General features: G+C 50.5%; 16 protein-coding genes and 1 pseudogene. 7 read left to right on the plus strand and 10 right to left on the minus strand.

Annotated elements, in window-relative coordinates; all coding sequences use genetic code 11:
* Positions 1-118 precede the first annotated feature (118 nt).
* Both dmul_RS02255 and dmul_RS19590 read right to left on the minus strand, forming a co-directional pair.
* Entirely contained in the window at positions 119-5245 is a 5127-nt protein-coding gene (locus dmul_RS02255; protein ID WP_020875279.1) for an NACHT domain-containing protein, read from the minus strand.
* 1188 nt (positions 5246-6433) lie between these two features.
* A complete protein-coding gene (locus tag dmul_RS19590; RefSeq protein WP_200809357.1) occupies positions 6434-6667 on the minus strand; it encodes a hypothetical protein in 234 nt (77 codons plus the stop codon).
* 22 nt (positions 6668-6689) lie between these two features.
* On the opposite strand from dmul_RS19590, the gene dmul_RS20015 reads away from it, so the two are divergent.
* The 4 genes and pseudogenes from dmul_RS20015 to dmul_RS02275 all read left to right on the plus strand — a co-directional run bounded on the left by dmul_RS20015 (position 6690) and on the right by dmul_RS02275 (position 10100).
* Positions 6690-7064: a hypothetical protein gene (locus tag dmul_RS20015; protein ID WP_020877595.1), complete on the plus strand. Its 375-nt coding sequence runs from the start codon at positions 6690-6692 to the stop codon at positions 7062-7064.
* A 387-nt stretch (positions 7065-7451) separates the two neighbouring features.
* The gene (locus dmul_RS02265; RefSeq protein WP_020877594.1) at positions 7452-8228 is read left to right on the plus strand and encodes an enoyl-CoA hydratase-related protein; all 777 of its coding nucleotides are present in this window, start codon (positions 7452-7454) and stop codon (positions 8226-8228) included.
* Between the two features lie 166 nt (positions 8229-8394).
* Positions 8395-9048: pseudogene (locus dmul_RS21320) on the plus strand (IS66 family transposase); the annotation flags it as partial.
* A gap of 206 nt (positions 9049-9254) precedes the next feature.
* Positions 9255-10100, plus strand: coding sequence for an abortive infection family protein (locus dmul_RS02275; protein ID WP_020877591.1), 846 nt, complete (start codon positions 9255-9257; stop codon positions 10098-10100).
* A gap of 544 nt (positions 10101-10644) precedes the next feature.
* On the opposite strand, the gene dmul_RS02280 is transcribed toward dmul_RS02275, so the two are convergent.
* From dmul_RS02280 to dmul_RS20550, 5 genes are all read right to left on the minus strand, one after another.
* Positions 10645-11313: a P-loop NTPase family protein gene (locus dmul_RS02280; RefSeq protein ID WP_070962226.1), complete on the minus strand. Its 669-nt coding sequence runs from the start codon at positions 11311-11313 to the stop codon at positions 10645-10647.
* On the minus strand, positions 11285-12976 hold the full coding sequence (locus dmul_RS02285; protein WP_070962228.1) for a hypothetical protein: 1692 nt from the start codon (positions 12974-12976) through the stop codon (positions 11285-11287). The genes dmul_RS02280 and dmul_RS02285 overlap by 29 nt, the downstream gene beginning before the upstream one ends.
* Before the next feature lies 1 nt (position 12977).
* Complete coding sequence (locus tag dmul_RS02290; RefSeq protein WP_020875349.1) at positions 12978-13544, minus strand: hypothetical protein; 567 nt, start codon at positions 13542-13544, stop codon at positions 12978-12980.
* 17 nt (positions 13545-13561) lie between these two features.
* Positions 13562-13915 (minus strand): CHC2 zinc finger domain-containing protein, encoded by a 354-nt coding sequence (locus dmul_RS02295; RefSeq protein ID WP_234979239.1) that lies wholly within the window; start codon positions 13913-13915, stop codon positions 13562-13564.
* 195 nt (positions 13916-14110) lie between these two features.
* A complete protein-coding gene (locus tag dmul_RS20550) occupies positions 14111-14413 on the minus strand; it encodes a hypothetical protein (protein ID WP_179947866.1) in 303 nt (100 codons plus the stop codon).
* On the opposite strand from dmul_RS20550, the gene dmul_RS20555 reads away from it, so the two are divergent.
* Positions 14393-14701, plus strand: coding sequence for a hypothetical protein (locus dmul_RS20555; protein WP_144016643.1), 309 nt, complete (start codon positions 14393-14395; stop codon positions 14699-14701). The genes dmul_RS20550 and dmul_RS20555 overlap by 21 nt on opposite strands.
* 561 nt (positions 14702-15262) lie before the next feature.
* Here dmul_RS20555 and dmul_RS02300 read toward each other — a convergent pair.
* On the minus strand, positions 15263-15490 hold the full coding sequence (locus dmul_RS02300; protein ID WP_153302743.1) for a hypothetical protein: 228 nt from the start codon (positions 15488-15490) through the stop codon (positions 15263-15265).
* Between the two features lie 130 nt (positions 15491-15620).
* Here dmul_RS02300 and dmul_RS02305 point away from each other — a divergent pair, with 130 nt between their 5' ends.
* Both dmul_RS02305 and dmul_RS02310 read left to right on the plus strand, forming a co-directional pair.
* A complete protein-coding gene (locus tag dmul_RS02305) occupies positions 15621-15866 on the plus strand; it encodes a Striatin (protein WP_020875244.1) in 246 nt (81 codons plus the stop codon).
* Positions 15856-17196, plus strand: coding sequence for a hypothetical protein (locus dmul_RS02310; RefSeq protein ID WP_070962205.1), 1341 nt, complete (start codon positions 15856-15858; stop codon positions 17194-17196). Before dmul_RS02305 ends, dmul_RS02310 begins: the two co-directional genes overlap by 11 nt.
* On the opposite strand, the gene dmul_RS02315 is transcribed toward dmul_RS02310, so the two are convergent.
* Together dmul_RS02315 and dmul_RS02320 are read right to left on the minus strand one after the other, a co-directional pair.
* The gene (locus dmul_RS02315; protein WP_070962232.1) at positions 17169-17594 is read right to left on the minus strand and encodes a surface-adhesin E family protein; all 426 of its coding nucleotides are present in this window, start codon (positions 17592-17594) and stop codon (positions 17169-17171) included. The two genes, dmul_RS02310 and dmul_RS02315, sit on opposite strands and share 28 nt — an antisense overlap.
* A gap of 310 nt (positions 17595-17904) precedes the next feature.
* A complete protein-coding gene (locus tag dmul_RS02320; RefSeq protein ID WP_070962234.1) occupies positions 17905-20145 on the minus strand; it encodes an Ig-like domain-containing protein in 2241 nt (746 codons plus the stop codon).
* Positions 20146-20749 lie beyond the last annotated feature (604 nt).

Consider the following 20749-nt stretch of genomic DNA (forward strand, 5'->3'; position numbering starts at 1 on the left):
TGAAGTTTTTGATCACAATGGTTGAATTTTGTCGTTCTGAAAAATACATCTGCCAGTCTTGATTTATCGAATCCTCTAGTGTATGCCGCCTCCGGCGAAGTCTTTGAAGCTCCCGAACTCATTGGTTCGCCTCCCCGTGAAGGCGCTCTAAAAACTCGGTCTCAACCGTCACGCCTGCCGCCATGAGCGCCTCAAAAACAGCATTCCACGCTGATATATCGGAAAAAACCGCCGCTTTTTGTCCGACTGTGAGAACCCGGCGCCCAACGCCGAGCTCGTTCCAAAAACGATTGTTCGCTTTGTTCGCCCATTGTTCCGCCGTAACGGCGAGCGGCCCCTCAGCCGTCGATGGATCCAGGCATTCGAGGACATTCAGATACAGGTGGGCGATGGTCGGGCATGATGGCGCCTCGCCGGCGATCTCCGACAGCAGCGGTATGAACGGCGTCAGCTCAGGGTCGGATAAACCCTTTGTGTAAGACGGTCCATCACCGAACCCGTAGTACAACCGCATGTAAAATGCGCTGACAAGCTCTTTTAGGTTAATCTCCATGCCACCTCTCGACGACCGCAAATGGCTGCGCCAATGCCATGTCTCCTTGAGGCGTGGCCAGAAAGCCTCACGCACTGACAACAGATAGGCTCGATCCGCCGCATCTCCTTCAATAAAATGAAGATCACTCTGCACGATAAACGCCGCCGCAGCGTCGATGAAAGCTTCATCTGAAAAGGCTTTGAGCACGTCGACTACTAGTTCCTGGCACATTTCACCCGACCAGTGACGGGCATGCGCCGCCGCATAGTCCATCAAGCCGCGCGTCCAGACACGCTCGATGTCGCTGTCGTCTTCTCCGTCCTCCCCCGACCTGTTCGTCTCCAGAAGCCAGTCACGATTGGCGCGCATCACCGCCTTCGACGTCGATCCGGCGCTTGGGCCAAGGCGTGTGAGAATCCGCAACCAGGTCGTCCCGGTCTTTTCATCGTAATAATAGTCCGGCCACTCCGATTCGCGCGGGGCGCGTTTTCCTGCGCCATCTGCTCCTCTTATTATCAGGGTCCGTTTTCGACGCCGCGTTCTCCGTGGCGGAGGCGTCGGCCAGTCCGGCTCCGCGCCACCTTTCCGCCATTGCCGCTCTGCTTCGATCCGAGAGGCAAGGCGCGACTCCAAATCAGCGCGGCGTTTGTCGTAAGTTGCTTTGTCCTCCCCATAATGCGCACGCCGTGGAATCATGCAGGCGAGAAGCGCGATTCGGCTAAGCGAGATCAAAAGTTTTTGATCGATCTTCTCCACGGCACCTCCATGACGAAGAAATGCCGGCGCAGCGCTCGAGGGATATGTGGCCACGGCCTGTAGGAGATCTTCCGTTTCCGCTTCATCTCCAGAAATTGCCGCAAGGTAAAGACGCCCGGCGATCGCCATCGAGTGAGCGTCGTACATGACATCATCGCGTGGTAGGGTTCTCGACCGACCCTGAAATTGCAGCGCTTGCTCGAAGATTGATTTAATCTCTTGCCGACGCCGCACTACGTCTTCCTGAGACCCAACTCGGGCGAGGAACGCCGCCGCAGAGACTCGCTCAAGCCAGGGATCGTTCGGATCATGCGACGCTTCCTTTTCGTTTGGGGCAGCGGCGGTAGTCTCGTCCAGAATCGCTTCCGCATCGGCGGCGCTAACATTGACGACTTTGGTTTCGTCATCCATCGCAAAGCGGACCGCTAACGATCGGGTGAACGTCAAGTGCTCCGCATTCGCCTTTGCCGCCCCCTCTTCCAGCCATTTTTTCTGCCCGGGCGGCCATTTATAAATCCATCCCTTGCGTTCCTCGCCTGCCGCGTCCTTTTCCGTGACGAGTTCATAATTGTCCCGAGAGGCGAGGCGGAGTGCATGGGACGCCATGAATTGCGGCGACGCCCAGTCGACCGCATCGTCGGTCCACGGCCCAAGCCGGCTCACCGCCGCTTCAAACTGTGCCTGCAGTGCGCCTAGTTCTTCCTTGGACAGATTGAAGACAAGCTGAGGTATCACGTCATGCAGTGCGACGCTGCGTGACACGCGACCCGCCAAATCTTTCTCGACAGCTTGATCGGCTGCCGGTCCCGACCGCCAGACGCGTCCCAGAACTCCTCCACCCATTCGATCGACCGCGTCAAGATTGGCGCGGCCGGCATCTATCGCCAACGTTTCCGGAGACGCTAGAACGTCTCGGAGAGGCGTTCCCTTTAGGGATGAATGAGACAGGACAAGATCGACAATGAGAAGCCAAAGCGCGCCAACGATCGGCCCCTCGGCGATGATGTCTCCGATCACAGCATCAAGCGTCTCGCCCCCGTCAAGTCTCCTATGCGCCCAGTGCTCCATCGCCGCTAACGCCTTGGTCAGCATGGCCGACGGCGCGCGCCCGCGTGACCATCCATAACTGAACAGCGCCTCAATCCTGCGCGTCGTTCCCAGGAACTGAACCGAAAATTCCGGATAACCCTCCTCCGGCGCACACACGCTCTCGGTCAAGGTTTTGATGAACGCAACACCCGTCGCGGGCGCCGCTTCAAGGATTTCCGTGAACACACCGATGCCGCATCGGCCAAGCACGAAAGGACCGTCAACTCGAGACATCGCATAGGAGCGGCGACGCCCCGGCTTCCTACGCAATTCGTCTTCCTCCTCATCATCTTCGAGCGCGCGCAGAAAGGCGGCCGCGAATTCAGCAGGTGCTGCGCCCAACAACCGTCCAGGAAATTCGAGGATCTGGCTTATCGCTGCTTCCGGCCGCTTCGAGTTCTTGACAGCGTTGAGATAACGTGCCGCTGCGCCAGGAGAGGTCGTCGCCCATAGCGCAAGGTAGAGTCGGGCCGTATCAAGCGCATCGCCCGTCACAGCGTATTTGATTTCCGGAAGAGGCTCACCATATCGCGGCAAAGGAAGGTCCCTCCGTTCAATAGCCGCAACCAGAATATCGGCGTAGCGATCGAGCAAGATCGGTGTCACTGTCTTTTCGCCGAACGCTGCAAAGACAAGCCATTTCTGGAAAAGATCGATCGCAGCCGACAACGGTGTCGCTCCCAACTGGCCAAACCGCTGCAAACACCACAAGATCAGGTGTATCCATTCCGGCCCTTTCGGAATGGTCATCCCTTCCGGCGCAGCGACCCCTCCCAGCAGACCCTTATTGAACAGGGGGGCTGCCGACTGCGTATGCGACGCGACAAAACGTCTGATCAACTGCGCCGCACGGCGACCGTCATCTTCGAGCAGAAAAGCGTCGTATCGCCCGAGCAACGCGTCCGCGCGTTCGGACCGGACGAGCGCCAACAGGGCCAGCCCCGCCCATCCGGGCGCGGCGCCTTCCGCCTCCAGATGCCTGAGCAGTTTTGGCCACGCCTCGTCCTCGCTACGTTCGGCGAGCATTCGACACGCCAGCTCGAATCCGCGCGTCATCCAGAAGGGCGGCGGGGCACCCAGCCCAAGCCTGTCAATCGCGCCAGGATCATCAAATAGAACGCAGGCGACCGCCCAGTCTGTAAACAGATCATGCCGGAATCGGACTCGATCCGGATGGATCTCGACGAGCACTTCGTCCGCGATCAATTCTGCAACAGCCTGCGCGTCCTGACCGGAGACATCGACAAGTCCAGCATTGTCGATGAGGCCGTTGGCGACAGCGTTGAGCACTCGCTTACGGGAGTGTATCTCGCCTCTCGTTCGCTCGCCCGTCCCCGCCGCGCCGGATGCCTGCCAGTCTCTCGCCAGCGCAGCTTCGCTGATCGCTTCCTTCTTATTGAGGCGCGTGCTGACCAACAGTCGCAATTTCAGCAAATTACGGGCGAGCAGTTTCGCCGGGTGGTCGGGCCTCAGCAGGGGCGCGAGCTGCGGGGCGGCCTTGGCGAGCGCCTCTGCTTCGTCATCGTCGAGCCCTTCCACGATGATGCGTCCGCGCGCAGACAAGTGCGCGAACATCTCTTCGCCAATCCAGAGGGCGCCCTCATCCTCCCATCCGGGCCGCGCAGTGAACAGCACCGTCACGCCCGGACAACGCAGCGCCGCCCGCAAGAGGTCAATGACCGTTTTTCGTTGCGCGCTGTCGCGAAAACGGTCGAGGCCGTCAATGCAGAGATAGCCTCCGCCGTCGCAGGCGAGATCGCTCAGCAATTCGTCAGCCGTGGCATCGATGCCGAAAACGGCGCGCATCGCTGGCCAGCCGCCAGATGGCGTCCGGTCCGGAGCCAACACCAAAATGCGCGAGACCGCCTCGCGCGCCTCGATAGCGGTTCTCAGCAAGCCGGATTTACCGACGCCACTGGGTCCCGATATTTCAACAACTCCGCCCTGTGTTTCCGCCGCCTGAAGCAGCCCCTCCAATTCGCGCCGGGGCTTTTCCCGTGCGAGCTGGCAACCCTTAACCGTCATACCGATGTCCTGGAGCGCATGGCGACTCAGTTCCTCGATATGGCGGCGCACGACGGCAAGCCCTGGCGCCGCGCCGACGCTCACGCCGAGGTCGTTCAGCTTTCGAACCAATTCGTCCCGGTTCAGTTCACCGCCAATGGCGTCGGCGCGAAGAACGAGCCCGAATAACGAGTCATAGAGATCGGCGCCGCTTTTCTCAGATGCCAAATGCCGCGCACGCAGTCGGTCATGATGCTCCGCCATAGAGTTCGGACGTGCATAGTCGAAAGTCAGCACTGAAAATGACCGAAGGATGTCATAGAGAACGTCGTCCCCCGTTTCGTCCTTCGCCGCGAGGAGCGCTCTGAATGCGGCCACGAACGCCCGCATATCTTTGTTGCTGCGTCCAGGTGTCTCCAGAAGCCTTAAGAACGACGCCTCGTCGATCGTTTGCTGTGCCAGTTCCAGCGCTTCCTGCACGCCATTCTCGATCACGCCCGTCGTCCGCTCAATTGCGACGGCGAAGCGTCGATCCGGCTCGATCTTTCGTGCCTTGACGATCCCGTCCACGACAGACTGGAAATTGGCGTCGTTTTCCGTAAACGCCATCGATCGTTTGACCTGGACCTCAAGACACCGATCCTCGCCCTGAGGCGTCGCGCCCCGCACGATGACGTCATCAAGCGGATGGCCCTGGCCACCTCTCTGGAACTCAAGCCGATCGACGACCGCGCCGGGCAGTCCGAGCGGCTCAGTGTTCGCCAGCAAGGCAAGCGCATAATACGTTCCGACTTTCGTCTCGAACTGGCCGCCTGCTGGTCCAGTAGATCGAGGACTGGAGTCTTTTTCAGCAGGACGCATGGTGAGAGCACCAATTCCAAACAAAAAATTTCATTTTAAGATTGCCTCATAAGCATCTTTCGTTGAACCGTAGCAGTATCTATGCCCGAGCTTTCCGCAGTCGCTTTTCTTGATTCAGTGATAGTGAACCTAAGTAAAAACGGCAAACCGGCTGGTCTGCATCAGCTGTATTAAACTCAAAATAGTGACAGTAACGTCGTTTGGAGAGGTCAATGATAGGGGTGTATTCCGAGGATAAAATTTGAGACCGGCCTCCCTTTCACCGACCATTTTATAGTGTTTTATAAAAACATCATTTTGAAGATTGGTTGTCAACTACTGAACTTCATCCTATAGTTACATATTCTGGGCTGGGAAACGCTGTTCTTTCCAATGTCCACTTTTGAGGAATTTGGAGAGTCAAAGCAACTCGCGGGAATGTCTGATAATGGTCATTTACAGTCTATTGCACTGCATTAAATTTAGTTCTGCGTTAGAGTGCCAGGTTTCTCATACCATATATAATTCAATCTTCCGCTACTGGCCGATTAGGGACCTTCCCTCGCTTGGCCATTCCGTTTCAGACTATCCATGGTCGCGTTCGCGACCGAAGCTGGCTTAATGTAGATTGAGATTTGTATTGTTATGCAGCTAAATTTTTTCACGATACCAAGGTTGACATAACACAAAGATATCCCTTTAAAAATGTATTTGTAAAAATCTTGGATATCTTGCCAATATTACCAATCCTTTCAAAGTGCTTGTATGATCAAGATATCTGAACCGAGGACAGTTGCCAATAGTCCTCAGCCAGAATAAGTTCAACGCCAGCATACAGTATATGAGATTTTTTTCAATTGATATGGGCTCAGGATTTTGTAGCTATCGTGCATCAAATCAAAAGGTTCTTGGCTCATGTATTTATACAGTATCCTGGAATAAAAACAGAATCCAGAATAGTGTCGGTATTCATCAGTTTTCGGGTCCCTGCGGGGCCCGGACCCAGATCGGACCGGCGCGCTGCAAAGGCGAGGCGGAAATCCGCTCGTGCCGAATCAATGCGATCGAAGAGGTGCGGTCGGCCGAATCCGCTGCCGGGGCGTACTTACCCCGTTCATATTTTGATTCGCGGTGGGAGAGGTTGCTATCAGGCTGCTTCCTATCTCAACAGGTGACTCTACATCATCAAGTTGGCGTACGACAAATCCACTACACTCTCATGCGTTGAAATACACGATAGATTGCATTTGTCCCGAATTCGACGGCCTCAATCGGAATACGCTCATCGGGGGCGTGGATTGTCTGGGTGAAGTTCAGGTTTTCCGGCAGCGGCATGGGGAGGAAGCCATATGTCTGAATACCAAGTCGTGAAAAATGCCGTCCATCAGTGACGCCCGGCAAGAGCAAGGGAACCGGGGTACCGTTCGGGTCGGCTTCTTTCAAGATCCCAGCTGATGGTGGGGGTATGGCTATCGCAAAATATCTCAATATAACGCCTTTTGGAGCGTTGAATTGTATCCGATTTCATGGTGCTGTCGTTAATGATGAGCACATCCTCACGCTCGTTATCGGTCAGTCGGTTGAAAATGCCGAGAATTCGTACCGCGAGCATCAACAGCAACCGGCGCCAATTCTATGTGCAGCCTTTGAGCAGGTCATAAGCGGCATCCTTGCCGACGACAGCTTGGTCGTTGGTCACAACGCCCCGGAAAAAATTTTTGCCGAGAAACGGCAGGGCAAATATTGTTTCTATCAAAGAACGAACACCGTACCCATGATGTTTTCGAACACTACATTGGTGAAGCAACGTGTCGATCCGGAAATGATCAAAAAGTCATGAATTTTGTTGTTGACATGAATGCTGTCTTGAGATCCGGGGCCAATTCTGTTATATTTCATATGAGCCCTTTCCTATTGATATCATATTGTGATTTTGCAAGCTCACTATAAATCGAAGGAATGGACTCTTCAAGTTCTTTATGATCTATTTCGGCAAGTTAAACAATAACGCTGCAACGTTGGTCCAATCTCGAAAGAGCAAAAAACAAAAAAACTTTTGCCCTAATTAATCGACCATAACGCATGGTGTGTCATAGCGTTTTAAAATTCTGAACAACCAGTCAATATTATTGGAAAAGCCCCTTCCCTTTGGACCTTTTATCATCTGAATAGCCATAGAGCCCTTGATCTGTTCTCGATCATAATTCAAGATAGAGGAGTATGCTAAATGGATTACAAAGAAATTACCTTCTCTCAGACAAATGCAATCGGCATTTTGACGTTGAACACCCCTAAAAACATTAATGTTCTTTCTCTCCAGAAAATTCAGGAAATGAGCTACGTTCTGGAAAAAATTGCCATTGACGATTCTGTTAAGGTTTTGGTTTTGAAAGCCAACGGGAAACATTTCTGCGCGGGTCATGATCTATCTCAACTGGTTGATCGGGGAACCAAAGAATATAAACTTATCTTTGATCAGTGTACTCGGATGATGATGATGCTCCATGATATCCCCCAGCCGGTCATCTGTGAGGTTCAGGGAATTGCAACTGCCGCAGGATGTCAATTGGCTGCCTGGTGTGACCTGATCGTAGCTGCGGACAATGCCAGTTTTTCAACTCCAGGGGTAAAGATAGGCTTGTTCTGTACAACTCCTATGGTGGCAATTACTCGCGCCATCGGCAGAAAAGCGTCCATGGAAATGCTGTTGACGGGTCGTGAATTCTCTGCAACCGAAGCAAAGGAACTGGGTTTAATCAACCGGGTGGTACCCTTGGAAGAATTGGATGGTGAAGCAATGAAATTGGCAGAGGAAATATCTCAGGCCAGCAGTTTTGCCTTAGCTATCGGTAAGCAGGGGCTTTATGCTCAAGCAGATATGACCGATGTTCAGGCATTGCACTATGCTAAGCATACTATCGTTATGAACAACACATCAGAGGATGCCCAGAACGGCATCAAAGCATTTCTTAATAAGACGTCCACCGAGTGGAAAAACCGATAATCCGCTTTGAATTCCATGGGAAATAAATCTTTTACGATCCAAAGGAAAGAATTGGCGATAATATATTGAACATACTGAAAAATATGCTTTGATAAGGATTCTTCGTTTGAAGTGATTTTTTTGAATTGCCCTGACCGCAGAAAACTCAAGCATAGCTATAGTATCCGAGTGGCTCTGGGTCATGGCCAACGATGATGAAGCCTTCTTTAAAATCCATCCAAACCGCTCAAAAGAGGCCTTCGAGGCGCTGATTGAAAAATGGAACGGCATCCTGATCAGCGACGACTATGGCGTTTATCAGAAATGGGCCGCCGGGCGACAGACCTGCCTGGCACATCTGATCCGCAGGGCCAAAGGATTGAGAGAAAGAAGGGACCCCGGCATTGCCAAATTTGGGGTCTGGTGCACGAGTGAACTTCAACGATTGTGCAAGATGGCGAAAAAGCCGCCTGCCCAGGGAGAATGAAACGCCTTTTATGCAAGGCGCTGCCGGTTGATCGGGCTTTATCGTGATGAAAAAAACGATGCCGGACGAATGGCGCGCCGCCTTGACAAGGAGATTGAATCCTTGTTTGTCGTCCTTGACGAGGAGGGCGTTGATCCCACCAATAACCATGCCGAAAGAATGCTGCGCTATGCCGTCATCCGGCGAAAGCGAAGCCAGGAGACTGAGAGTATAAAAGGGCAGCGCTGGGTAGAGCGCATTCTGACACTTCGCCATACCTGCAGACTCAGGTCCAGGAAACTTTTTCCTGTACTCGTCGATGCCGTGCAGTGTTTCTTCAAAGAGCTGAATCCAGACATGGCCTGGATTTCCTGATAATTTTCAAGTACCCTCTGATCGCTTACCTTTTATAAGCCTATGGCGGCTATGAGATAGATCGGATTTGTATTGAATCTATAAAACCATTTCTTTATAGCTTCCTGAATAAAGGCAGAAAAATGTTTACAAACAAAGCTGTTGCGGGATTATGGCAAATAATGTTTATCCCCGTGAAGCCTGCCGTTGTTCGTTGAGATTTTACCATGTCGCAGGATTTGATCAGCAAGAAGACACGGAATGAGTTTCGTGAGTACTTCGTCTCGAAGACGCTCCGTGAGATACAGATGGAGTTTGATGCTACAGACGTGCATTGTGATCTTGATTATATCCCGCAGGTCTCGGGACAGCGAAGGACCCTCGTCGAGCAATACTTCCACACGGTTAACTGGAAAAAATGGACAGATGTTAAAAAAGTCCTGAAAGTATTCGAGAATGTCCTCAGTAAACTGGAGGGCAGAGACGAAAACTCATTCCCTGACAACAACGAATGGGCGCAAAGCACTTTTGCGAGCCTGCGAAAATGGGTCGAGCGGGATGGCTACCGATACAGTGACGGTCGCCTTCTTCCCGTTGGGCGCAATCAAGCCCTGCAAGGTGTTGCCGATACGGTATCGGCATTCGACTTGCCCGAGCTGCATCGGCAGGTCGACCGCATGCAGAATGCCATCGAGCGCGATCCTGGTCTGGCGATCGGGACAGCCAAAGAACTGTTGGAAACGACTTGCAAGACCATCCTTCTCGAACGAAAGATCGCGTTCGCCGAGAACGAGGATCTGAGCAAACTGATCAAGAACACGCGGAAGGCTCTTGGTTTAGTCCCGGAGAGCGTGCCGTATGCTGCAAAGGGGGCGGACATAATCCGTCGCCTTCTTAACAATCTCGGCACCGTAGCTCAGGGGCTGTCAGAACTCCGGAACCTATACGGAACGGGTCATGGCAAGGATGGGCAGTCGAGAGGGCTTGGTCCAAGACATGCAAAACTTGCTGTTGGAGCTGCATCTACCTTGGCAACATTTTTATTTGAGACACACCTGGAACGTGACCTATGAGGTCATCGGGATAGGGAGAGCCAGCGATGGCTCCCCTTCCTACATCGCAACGCATCTCTGTTATTCATGCGGAAGACACGAAGCATCCTGACATCAAATAGCTCCCACATTTTTCCCCGCACCAACCAAAAACACAATAACATCGGCGCATGTGTGAACATCACTCCTTATCGCCCACCATTTCACCGTTCACCATCAACAGACAAATCGCGCTAATACCTTTATTACCGAGCCTTCGCAGGAGATGATAAGATTCGAATACTGTAACGTTTTACAAACACCCCACCCAACCTTTTTCAGTAAGAATCTAATTTAAAATCAGCAAAATAGAAGGAAAAAGGATTTTCTCCCGCTTGACAAAATAGTGTAACGCTATTGTTTTTTCCCCTATATTCTCAAAGAATTACAGAAACAAAAGCCGCATAGCGAATCACGTTTCACAAATGACAGACGCCCACTGGACGCAAAGGTGATTCAGGAAGAGGTGCCGATAGGATGGTGATGACGGGAGTCCTGATACGACTCCCGCCGGGGCTTTGGGATGTTAAATGAGGGGCAGATCGGATAGGAACTCAAGCGCAAGGTTGAGGTCGATAAGGCTGTGATTCAGTTCTTTTGCCTTGTCCCGGCAATCGGTGCAGACCTCCTTGAATTTGCGCATGTCCCCGCGGGTATGGACATAGATTTGCTCGATTGCTTCGGGTTCAAAATCTTTGTACTCCAGAATAAAATCTTCCACGACGATCGGGTAGAGAACGAGCGTTTTAAGTCGGCTCAGGATATCCGGATGTTCGCTCGACAGATATGTTCTGACCTTGGGCAGTCCGGCAAATACGATGGGAACCCCGGCATCGATAATGCGTTTCAGATAGGGCCATGCCCGGCGATCCAGATCATTGCTCTCGTCCATGACAATAAAAAATCCGGACAGGCTGCAGATCTGTTTCAAATGACGCGGTGTCCTCCGGTAGGTGGCTTTCACGTCATAATTCAATTCCTGAAGGATGGATGCCAGCAGTTCGTGGATATTGAAAAGCGTCTCCACCCGGACCCCCCGGAGTTTCTGAGGCTGGATCAGGTTTAAAAATCGACTCTTGCCGACGCCATAATCGCCTTCGATGAGCACGCTCTGTCCGCGGTAGATTCGATTGTAGATCGCCGCCAGATAGGAAACGCGGCGTTTGTCATTGATGAACGTCTCTTTTCGTTTCATGTTGTCTGTCCCATAAAGAGGCGTACGGCGCCACATGATTCCTTCGCTGATGGCGTTCACAGTCCAGCATAAAAGCGTTGAACAGGGCCGTTCCGATTTTTTTCGGGGATTGCATCAGCTTTCCGGCATAGCCGTCATACCGGGTTTTGTTATGGTTAAAAATCTCTTCAGCTACGGCAAGCGTCAGTCCCTTGCGGTGTTTTTCGATCAGTGCGGCTCTTTCCACCACCATGTTCTGCTGCTCCAGAAAGGCGGCTATCTGCTCGACCTCGTTGGCTTCAAATGTCAATTCCGATGACTTCGGCGGTTTTTCATAGGGCTTCTGCCGAAGGGCTTCGCCGATCAGCATGCCGTCGGATTTGTATTCAAAGATGAAAAGTTTGTCTTTCAGATCCGAGACATATACCGGTGTGCCCTTATGCCGGCTAAAATGTTCGGAGCCCACAGCCACGTAGTATTTCTGATTGTTTAACGTGATGGTCCCTTTTTTCGATACGGTGACCTTGATCTTCTTGAACCCGTATTTCATGACCGCCTTGACGTGCGACGGCGCAAAAGAAAGCGTGGAGGCCTTGTCCAAAAATGACGCCATGTTCTGGGCCGGAACCCAGGATGCCGTCTTTCCGTCATGGGCAAAATAGTGCCGCGTCGTGTTGTGCTCTTCCCGGTAGGCCTCGATGATGCGTTTTTGGCGGAGTTCATGAAGGCCGATATCCAGAAAGGTCACCGTGATTTTCTCTTTTTTCCGGTTGCTGAAGAGATACCCCGGCTCGGTTTTTACGATGCGGTCCGCAAAGGCTTTGATGATCCGGATTTCGAAATTGTGAAGGCTGCGATGGGAGGATTCCAGATGGGCCTTGTCCCGGGGCGTCCGGGCTCTTGCAAAATCCGGTTCCAGATAGAAACCGTCAGGCTGAGAGTATTCTGTATTCAGTGCAGTGATCACGCGCTTCAAATTTAAAAATCCACCGGCATTGTCCGGGCGGAGACGGATTTTCTTTCGGGGAAACGGGGTGCTCAACAGAAATTGCTCAAATAGATCGACCGCATTCAGGCTTGTTTCGGAAAAATAGATATCCAAAACAAACAGGTAGCGTGACCGGGTATCGTAAAATTCGATCACCTGGGGTTTTCGCCACATGCCGTTCTGATCCCGTACCTTGAGATATCGAAAAGCACTTCCGTCAACCTGTATCAGATCGAATACGGATTCAGATTTGAAGCAGTGTTTTGGCGGTTTTTCTTCACCAAAATCCGGTTGATCCAGATACCGCTGGAGGCCTTCTGCCTTGACCAGCCGCCTCAGTGCCGAAAGCGAGATGGGCCGGCCAAATTCCTCTTCAAGCCACCGATGGTAATTTTTGATCGTTCGGGCCTTTTGGGTGATAAAAATAAACCCCTGGCTTGAAGGGTCGCTCGAGGCTTTGACCATTTCGATAAACCGGTGTTTCATCCGCTCATCGATGGAACGTCTTCGCCCGCTGCATCTGCGCCCCTCCATAATCCCCTTGCCTGCCAGTAAAAGCGGTTCGGGGATGATGCCGGTCTTCCGGTATTGGTCCATGTAGTATTTTTTGGCCCGGCGTCTGGCGGACCCGCGTTTGTTCATGATCTTTTTGTGCAGCAGGATTAAAAACTGATCATCCAGGGGTAACCGATCCATATTACGGCTTCTCGCTTTTGGATATTTTGTATAGAATCTTGTCCCGGATCACCCGGTTCCAGAGTAAAGCGGCCTGCCTCGAGGTGCTTTGCCACTGGTCATTTTGCGCCAGCCTGACCTGCTCCAGCATCGCCATGACCGCCTGGCGGTAATCATCGCTGATAATGGACGTCCGGTTGGCGGGATCTGCGGTTCTGCCGGCATCGGAAACGAGCCTGCAGATATTTTTGGCCGTGAGCGCCATTCCGGATGCTAAAAATTGGCGCCAGATGTTGCGCTGTTCAAGCGGTGTCAGCGGTACCAACGGCCGGACCTGGGATTCGTTTTCGGGCAAAATGTCCCCGATTGGGGAAAGATTCTCAATGACACGATAGGCCTCGATGAAACGGTGGGCGTGGGATTTTCCCATGGACCAGCGATCCTTGACATATGCCTCAAAGGTCTTGAAACCAAGAAGCCGGTACAGGCGGTTTTCTCGAATCTCGTACAGCGCTTTGCCGATGACATAGAAACTGCGCCGGTTACGATCAATAATGGCCTCCAGTTCACTCAACCGATCGGCTGTCATCTTCTCCTTTTGCATACTCAAGGGGTGCCGATCTGCTGCAGCATCTGCTTCAATGCGCCGCTTCTATCCTCATGGCGCGGGATCTCTTTCAGCAGTCGCTTCAGATAACGAACGCTCTCGACAAAATCGCTTCCATTGACGATCATCACCAGGTCGATGGTATTGAAGTTCCGCTCGCACCGGAAACACCTCGCCAGATTGGTTGCCTGCCGGGTTGCCGTATTGAATTCGTTGCAAACAGGGCAGAGAAACCGAAGCTGGCCCTCCCGCCTTTTAGCCGCCATCCGCAGGTGGTCTTGAATCAGATCGTCTACGGGGATGCCGTTTCGTAATTCAAACAACTCCCGGGCTGAAAATCGTCGCCTCATCATTCACCTCCATCCTGTACGTTGAAAAAAATTCCGTTTGCCGGGCTCTTTTTCCGACGGTCCAACGATAGGCCAACGACCCGCTCCAAGTCGATTGCGTCTTAAATACCGGATTCGATTATTTTGTCAGTATCATTATTATCTACAGTGGGTTATGTGCCTAATGCGTCTTGAAAATCCGAATGGATTACTTTGTCGCTATTTAGGTTTATTACAGGCTGTTATATTCCTTATGCGTCTTAAAAACACCTCCGGAACACTTTCAGGATCGCCGCGTCGATCGAACGTTCGACAACCGTTTTTGGCGGGCGGCAAACCTGAATCGAGGCGCACTCGTGCCAGAATCTGCTCGATCAAATAATCGATAATGATCAGATTTCTTTCGCCGAGTTCATCTTGTAAAATATCACGGGGAAGCTGAAGGTTGATTCGGCTGCCGGACAAATATCCACCCTGATCAGGCTCTGGAGGACTGGCAGTTTGTTCAAGCTTCTTACTCAAATAATCGCTTTTGCTGTTGGCACAATGTCTACGATTCCATTCCGCGCATTTTCTGCGATGCCTTTCCTTTCGGCACTCAGGGCTGCAGGTCACCTGCCGGCCTTTTTGGCGCACATCCGGCAAAAACCATTTGCGGCAAATACTGCAGGGGCGCTTTCGGGGGCGACTGTTCGGCATTGTAATTTCTCCATGGACGAATATTTGGGCATGAAATTACAATCCGAATTTCATGGATTGAAAACATCTTTTGAAAACGGCGGGGTATGTGGCGGCGGGGTAGCGGGGTAAGTCGATAAATATTATGGGCGGGGTATTTTGGGGCGGGGTATGAAAAGCGTTACATTATTCCGTCACGAAATTGGTATGTAGGCGTTACACTATTCGGATCTTAGCAGGAGATACGGCATGAAACGGTGTGCCCACTACGGCGATCTGTTTTTGCTTGGAATAACACCATGAAATAAAAGGATATTGTGTATTTCGTTTCGAAAACACTTTCTGTACCTGTCGTTTCAATCTACCATTGCGGGGACTTTGTCCCGTTGTGAACAGGTGAGGAAGAATATTGTGAGATATGTATAGTATCTATTGATAGTGTACCATTCACATCTCAAATGAAGAAACAGTAGTGTACCATTTCCATTTCACCTGAAAAAAGCGGTGTGCCAACAGACCTTCCTCTCTACCCAGCTACCTCTGCCTATGTCATCCCTTTCGTATTTCTCCTGGCTGTCAATGATATCCATGTGGCACCATTTCGGCGGTCACACGTTGGGACTACCAACGGTCAATGGCGGGGAGCAGGGGAATGAAGACCGGCTTAGCGATAGCCTCAAAAGCCATTCGGTATCATTGTGGTTTCACAGGTGCTGACATCACATCCAGATTGATATTGTCACCGTCTATGGTTAACTTGTGCTCTATAATAACCTTATGAATATCAGGGAAAAACTTCCTTTTTCTTTCCAATATCAGATCAATCACATGAACAATCGATGCAACATCTTCTGCGTCGCTACCTTTTGGTACAAGCCTGGGGTGATGAAAATTCACTATTGAATGGCCCATAATTTTCATTCTGGAAATATTCCGAGAAATTCTCAAATTTTATAGTGCTTGTAAAGCATTAAAGAAGAAAAAGCGGAACTTTTTTTCTCATATAAAGTATGGATATAATGTTAGACTTCATTTTTAGGAGGTGCAATCCATGCTTGATGGGAAAGGAAAGCCTGATGATAGTGGCTACAAGAGTCCTATAAGGAAGCTGGCTAAATTCTTTGAAAACAGTCGAGATAGCTGGAAGTCCAAATGTCAGGAAGCAAAATACAAGGTCAAGATGCTCCAGAACAAGCTCCGGTATCTGGAGAAGAGAAAAGCTGAGCTAAATAAAAGGGTGAAAAAGCTGGAAGAGGAGCTGCAAGAATATCGGCAAAAAAAAAACGATGACGGATAACGCGATTGAGGCAAAATTCAATCAGAGAGTTGCGTTTCATAAATATTCAGTTGCTCATATCACCCTATTTATTTCATTTGTATTATCCGGCTGTACGAGTCTGAGAGGAGCAAGTCGCGTTATCGGCTCCATGTTATCTTTTTTAGAGCTGGGGCAGCCCGTTCCATCGTGGTACAGCGGTCGCCTGTGGTTGCTTCGTCTCGGGTACTATAAGCTCCATCGTGAACAGGAGTGGGCCGATGATTGGATCTGGATTGTCGACCATACAGTCCAGTCGGGTAGTGAGAAGTGCTTGGTTATTTTAGGTGTCCGTCAAAGCAAGTTACCGGAGAACGAGCTGTATTTATCATATGAAGATGCCGAACCAATTGCCTTGCTACCGGTAACCCATTCCAATGGCGAAATTGTTTACCGGCAACTTACTCAAACTATCGAGAAAACCGGTCCACCCAGAGAAATAATCGGTGATCATGGAACCGACATAAAATCGGGGATTGAAAGATTCTGCCGGGATCATGAACAGACATGCTACATATATGATATCAAACATAAAGGTGCCGCCATACTGAAGCGCGAACTAAAAAATGACCCGCATTGGTCGGAGTTTATTCAATTGGCAGCGCAAACCGGCAAGAAAGTTCAGCAGACCTGTCTATCCGCTTTGGCGCCGCCAAATCAGAGAAGCAAGGCGCGGTATATGAATGTGGATAAACTTGTGAAATGGGGGCAGGAGAAGCTTTGCTATCTGGACATGCTGAAATCCGAGCCTGACGACCGATTCCCTCCTCGGCAGGCTGATGATAAGCTCGGGTGGCTGAACGAATATCGTGATCATCTTACAGAATGGCAGGATCTCATTGAGGTTGTCAAGACGGTGGAAGGCTACATAAAGTTTGTCGGGATATATCACGACAGCCATATCGATTTAAAAGAGGATCCGATCTTTAGCCCGCATACAGACAGGGCAAAGAGAGTCGGTGAGGAACTGCTCACTTTCATAGAGGAACAATCGCTGAAGGCAAAGCCGGGCGAGAGGCTGCTTGGAAGCAGCGAAATCATCGAATCGGTTTTTGGCAAATTGAAAAATTTGGAACAGGATCAAGTAAAAAGCGGTTTCACTGCAATGCTACTCAGCCTTGCAGCGGTTGTCTCAAAAACAAGTCATGATGTCATCCAAAAGGCGCTTGAAACAGTTCCAACGAAAAAAGTGTTCGAATGGTATAAAAAGAATATCGGTCAATCTGTTCAATCGAAAAGGAAGGAGATCATGTCAATAGCCAGAAAGACGGAACAAAAATGGGATCAAAATACTACCGTTTTTCTAAACTGATTTTCATCAGCCCAGGCATAGCCTATGCTTCCAGGTTTAACAACTTTCCATCCAGAAGAGGGGACCTGCACAATGTCCGTCAGCTGTTTTCCATCTTCGTCAAAGAATTTGGATCCTGGCGCAGTCATTATCTTCCCTTCTTCGCAGTCATATTCCGTCCAGACAATGAAACTTTTAAATTTCCAATCTGGCGTGCTCGGCAATGATGTTAACGTGCTCCACACCCGTTTGAACCTTACCCTTGCTTCTCTTTCAGATTTGCATTTCGCGCTTTGAGTATCCATGTAGATTTGTACATTAGACTCTTCGTAAACAGGATGCCAACTGCTCGTGTCTTCAGCAATCGATAATCCTGTCAAGCTGAAGAAAAATAAAATGGCAATAAAGAGCTTATACATAGATTTTTCCTTTTCTTTCGTCGATGGGGTCGGGTCAAGCCAAATCAAGCCAAATCATTGTTATCTCGTAAATAACGCCTCAAAGCAGTCCGGAATATCGCCTTAAAAGGTCATTTTGGGGAGCAATATGGTACAGTTAAGAAGCGGCGAATCGTCAATGCCGGGAACATCCGCACCCATTCATGATTCGCCATCACCCCCTTCAATTTCACCCTTGAAAATGACGGTTTAAGCATCAAATACGGTGATTTTCGGCCATTTTTTTCTTTAAATATCAGGCAGGCTGTTTGGCCCGACCCCGTGAACAGTGTCAATTCCATCGCGTATCGCACGGCCCTGCAGGAACACGCCGCTGAAACAGCCGTAAACCCAGATCAATGGCTGTCCGGGAATTATGCCGCCACCATGCGGCCGACCTCCCTCTGAAGCCCAACATTGCTTCACAATCCTGACTCCCGAAACCCACACCAGGGAACGAGCAGGGCACCCGGCCATGCCTTGAAATTTTTTTGCTCCACGGACGCTCGCCGAAGCGACACAACACACCTGTCCCACTCAGCGGGACCTGGATCGAGGCTTCATCGGCGTCATTGCTATCGATGATAAGGGAACCGATGTATGATTGAAGCGCTTCAGGTTTGAAGTTAATTACTACATCTATTGATTGATCGGGTTCAAGGTCAATCGGTAGGGATATATCAGAATCAATAGAGAACACACCGTATTCATCGTTCAAGAAGACATCCGAGATATTGAGGGTGTCGTTTCCAGTATTGGAAATCGCAATCACTGTAGAACTCGTCTTCCCCCAATGGACCTCACCGAACCTATAGGAATCCAAAGAGATCCCGATTTCCGGTAGAAGAACGCCGCCAAGATTCCAGTCGTATAAGCTGCATTGACCTAAACCGTTATCCCCCGCTGCAACAACGGAACCGTCGGATTTGAGCCCGACGGTATAATAACCTCCAGCAGCTACCTGTATAATGTCCGTCCATTCGGATACCTCGAGTTGACCGTAATCGTTAAGTCCCACTGCAACAACGGAACCGTCGGATTTCAGCCCGACGGTATGATAATGTGCAGCAGCTATCTGTATAATGTCCGTCCATTCGGATACCTCCGGTTCACCGTAATAGTTAGACCCCACTGCAACAACGGAACCGTCGGGTTTCAGACCGAGGGTATGAAAACTTCCAGCAGCTACCTGTAAAATGTCCGTCCATTCGGATACCTCGAGTTGACCGTAATCGTTAAACCCTACTGCAACAACGGAACCGTCGGATTTCAACCCGACGGTATGAAAAGATCCAGCAGCTATCTGTATAATGTCCGTCCATTTGGATACCTCCGGTTCACCGTAATAGTTAGACCCTACTGCAACAGCGGAACCGTCGGATTTCAACCCGACGGTATGTGAAGATCCAGCAGCTACCTGTATAATGTCCGTCCATTCGGATACCTCCAGTTGACCGTAATCGTTATCTCCCACTGCAACAACGGAACCGTCGGATTTCAACCCGACGGTATGTGAAGATCCAGCAGCTACCTGTATAGTGTCCGTCCATTCGGATACCTCCAGTTGACCGTCACCATTATACCCCACTGCAACAACGGAACCGTCGGGTTTCAGACCGAGGGTATGAAAACTTCCAGCAGCTACCTGTAAAATGTCCGTCCATCTGGATACCTCCAGTTGACCGGAAAGGTTATCCCCCACTGCAACAACGGAACCGTCGGATTTCAGCCCGACGGTATGTGAAAATCCAGCAGCTACCTGTAAAATGTCCGTCCATTCGGATATCTCCAGTTGACCGTAATCGTTGAGTCCCACTGCAACAACGGATCCGTCAGATTTCAGCCCGACGGTATTTTGATATCCAGCAGCTACCTGTATAATGTCCGTCCATTCGGATACCTCCAGTTGACCGGAAAGGTTATCTCCCACTGCAATAACGGAACCATCGGATTTCAGCCCGACGGTATGTGAAGATCCAGCAGCTACCTGTATAATGTCTGTCCATTCGGATACCTCCGGTTCACCGTAATAGTTAGACCCTACTGCAACAGCGGAACCGTCGGATTTCAACCCGACGGTATGTGAAGATCCAGCAGCTACCTGTATAATGTCCGTCCATTCGGATACCTCCAGTTGACCGTAATCGTTATCTCCCACTGCAACAGCGGAACCGTCGGGTTTCAGCCCGACGGTATGTGAAGATCCAGCAGCTACCTGTATAATGTCCGTCCATTCGGATACCTCCAGTTGACCGGAAACGTTAGACCCTACTGCAACAACGGAACCATCGGATTTTAGCCCGACGGTATGAAGAGATCCAGCAGCTATCTGTATAATGTCCGTCCATTCGGATACCTCCGGTTCACCGTAATAGTTAGACCCCACTGCAACAACGGAACCGTCGGGTTTCAACCCGACGGTATGTTGATATCCAGCAACTACCTGCGGCTGAGCTGCCATAGCCACTGCGAAACATAAATTTGTTAAAGATAGAGCCAAAATTATCATAACTGAAATTCGTAAATGTTTCATTAGGTTCCTCCTGAAAGAGTTGATTGGCGTTTCAACCGATCTGATTGAAACCTGGAACGATTTCCACCTCAACCATGAAACATGCATTGGCGCTCCTGTTTATCAGATCCTCTGAAGCGGTAACGAAAATCATTTCCGACAGAAGACCATCTGCCGGCGCATCGAAGCATACAGACCCGGGAGAAGTTGCCTCCGCAACCACAAGATCAACAAAAAGAAATTTTACCCGGTGTACAAGCCGTTATGCTAATTCAACGGCATTGGGGTTTGGCGTTATCATGGAAAGAAATAGAAAAGCCTCCTGCTGGACCGAATGACCCATAGGAGGCTCTATTTGGGAAATTTAAGAGGTATCGCTTTGATGTGCATGGTTTCGCCATACCTTTTCAAGCAGAGAAGGGGTATGTTTTCAGGCAAAAACTATCCAGCCGGGAAAAGCTGGGGATAGGCATCGATCTTTGCCGTCTGGTGAAGGTGGGTATGACTTGATTTTATTGTTTAATATCTCAATAAATCACTTGATTCCTTTTGTAAAGAGATTTTTTTGGCAACGATGGGGTCGGGCCAAGCCAGATCATTGTTATCCCGTAAATAACGCCTCAAA

Source organism: Desulfococcus multivorans, assembly GCF_001854245.1.
Lineage (GTDB): Bacteria > Desulfobacterota > Desulfobacteria > Desulfobacterales > Desulfococcaceae > Desulfococcus > Desulfococcus multivorans.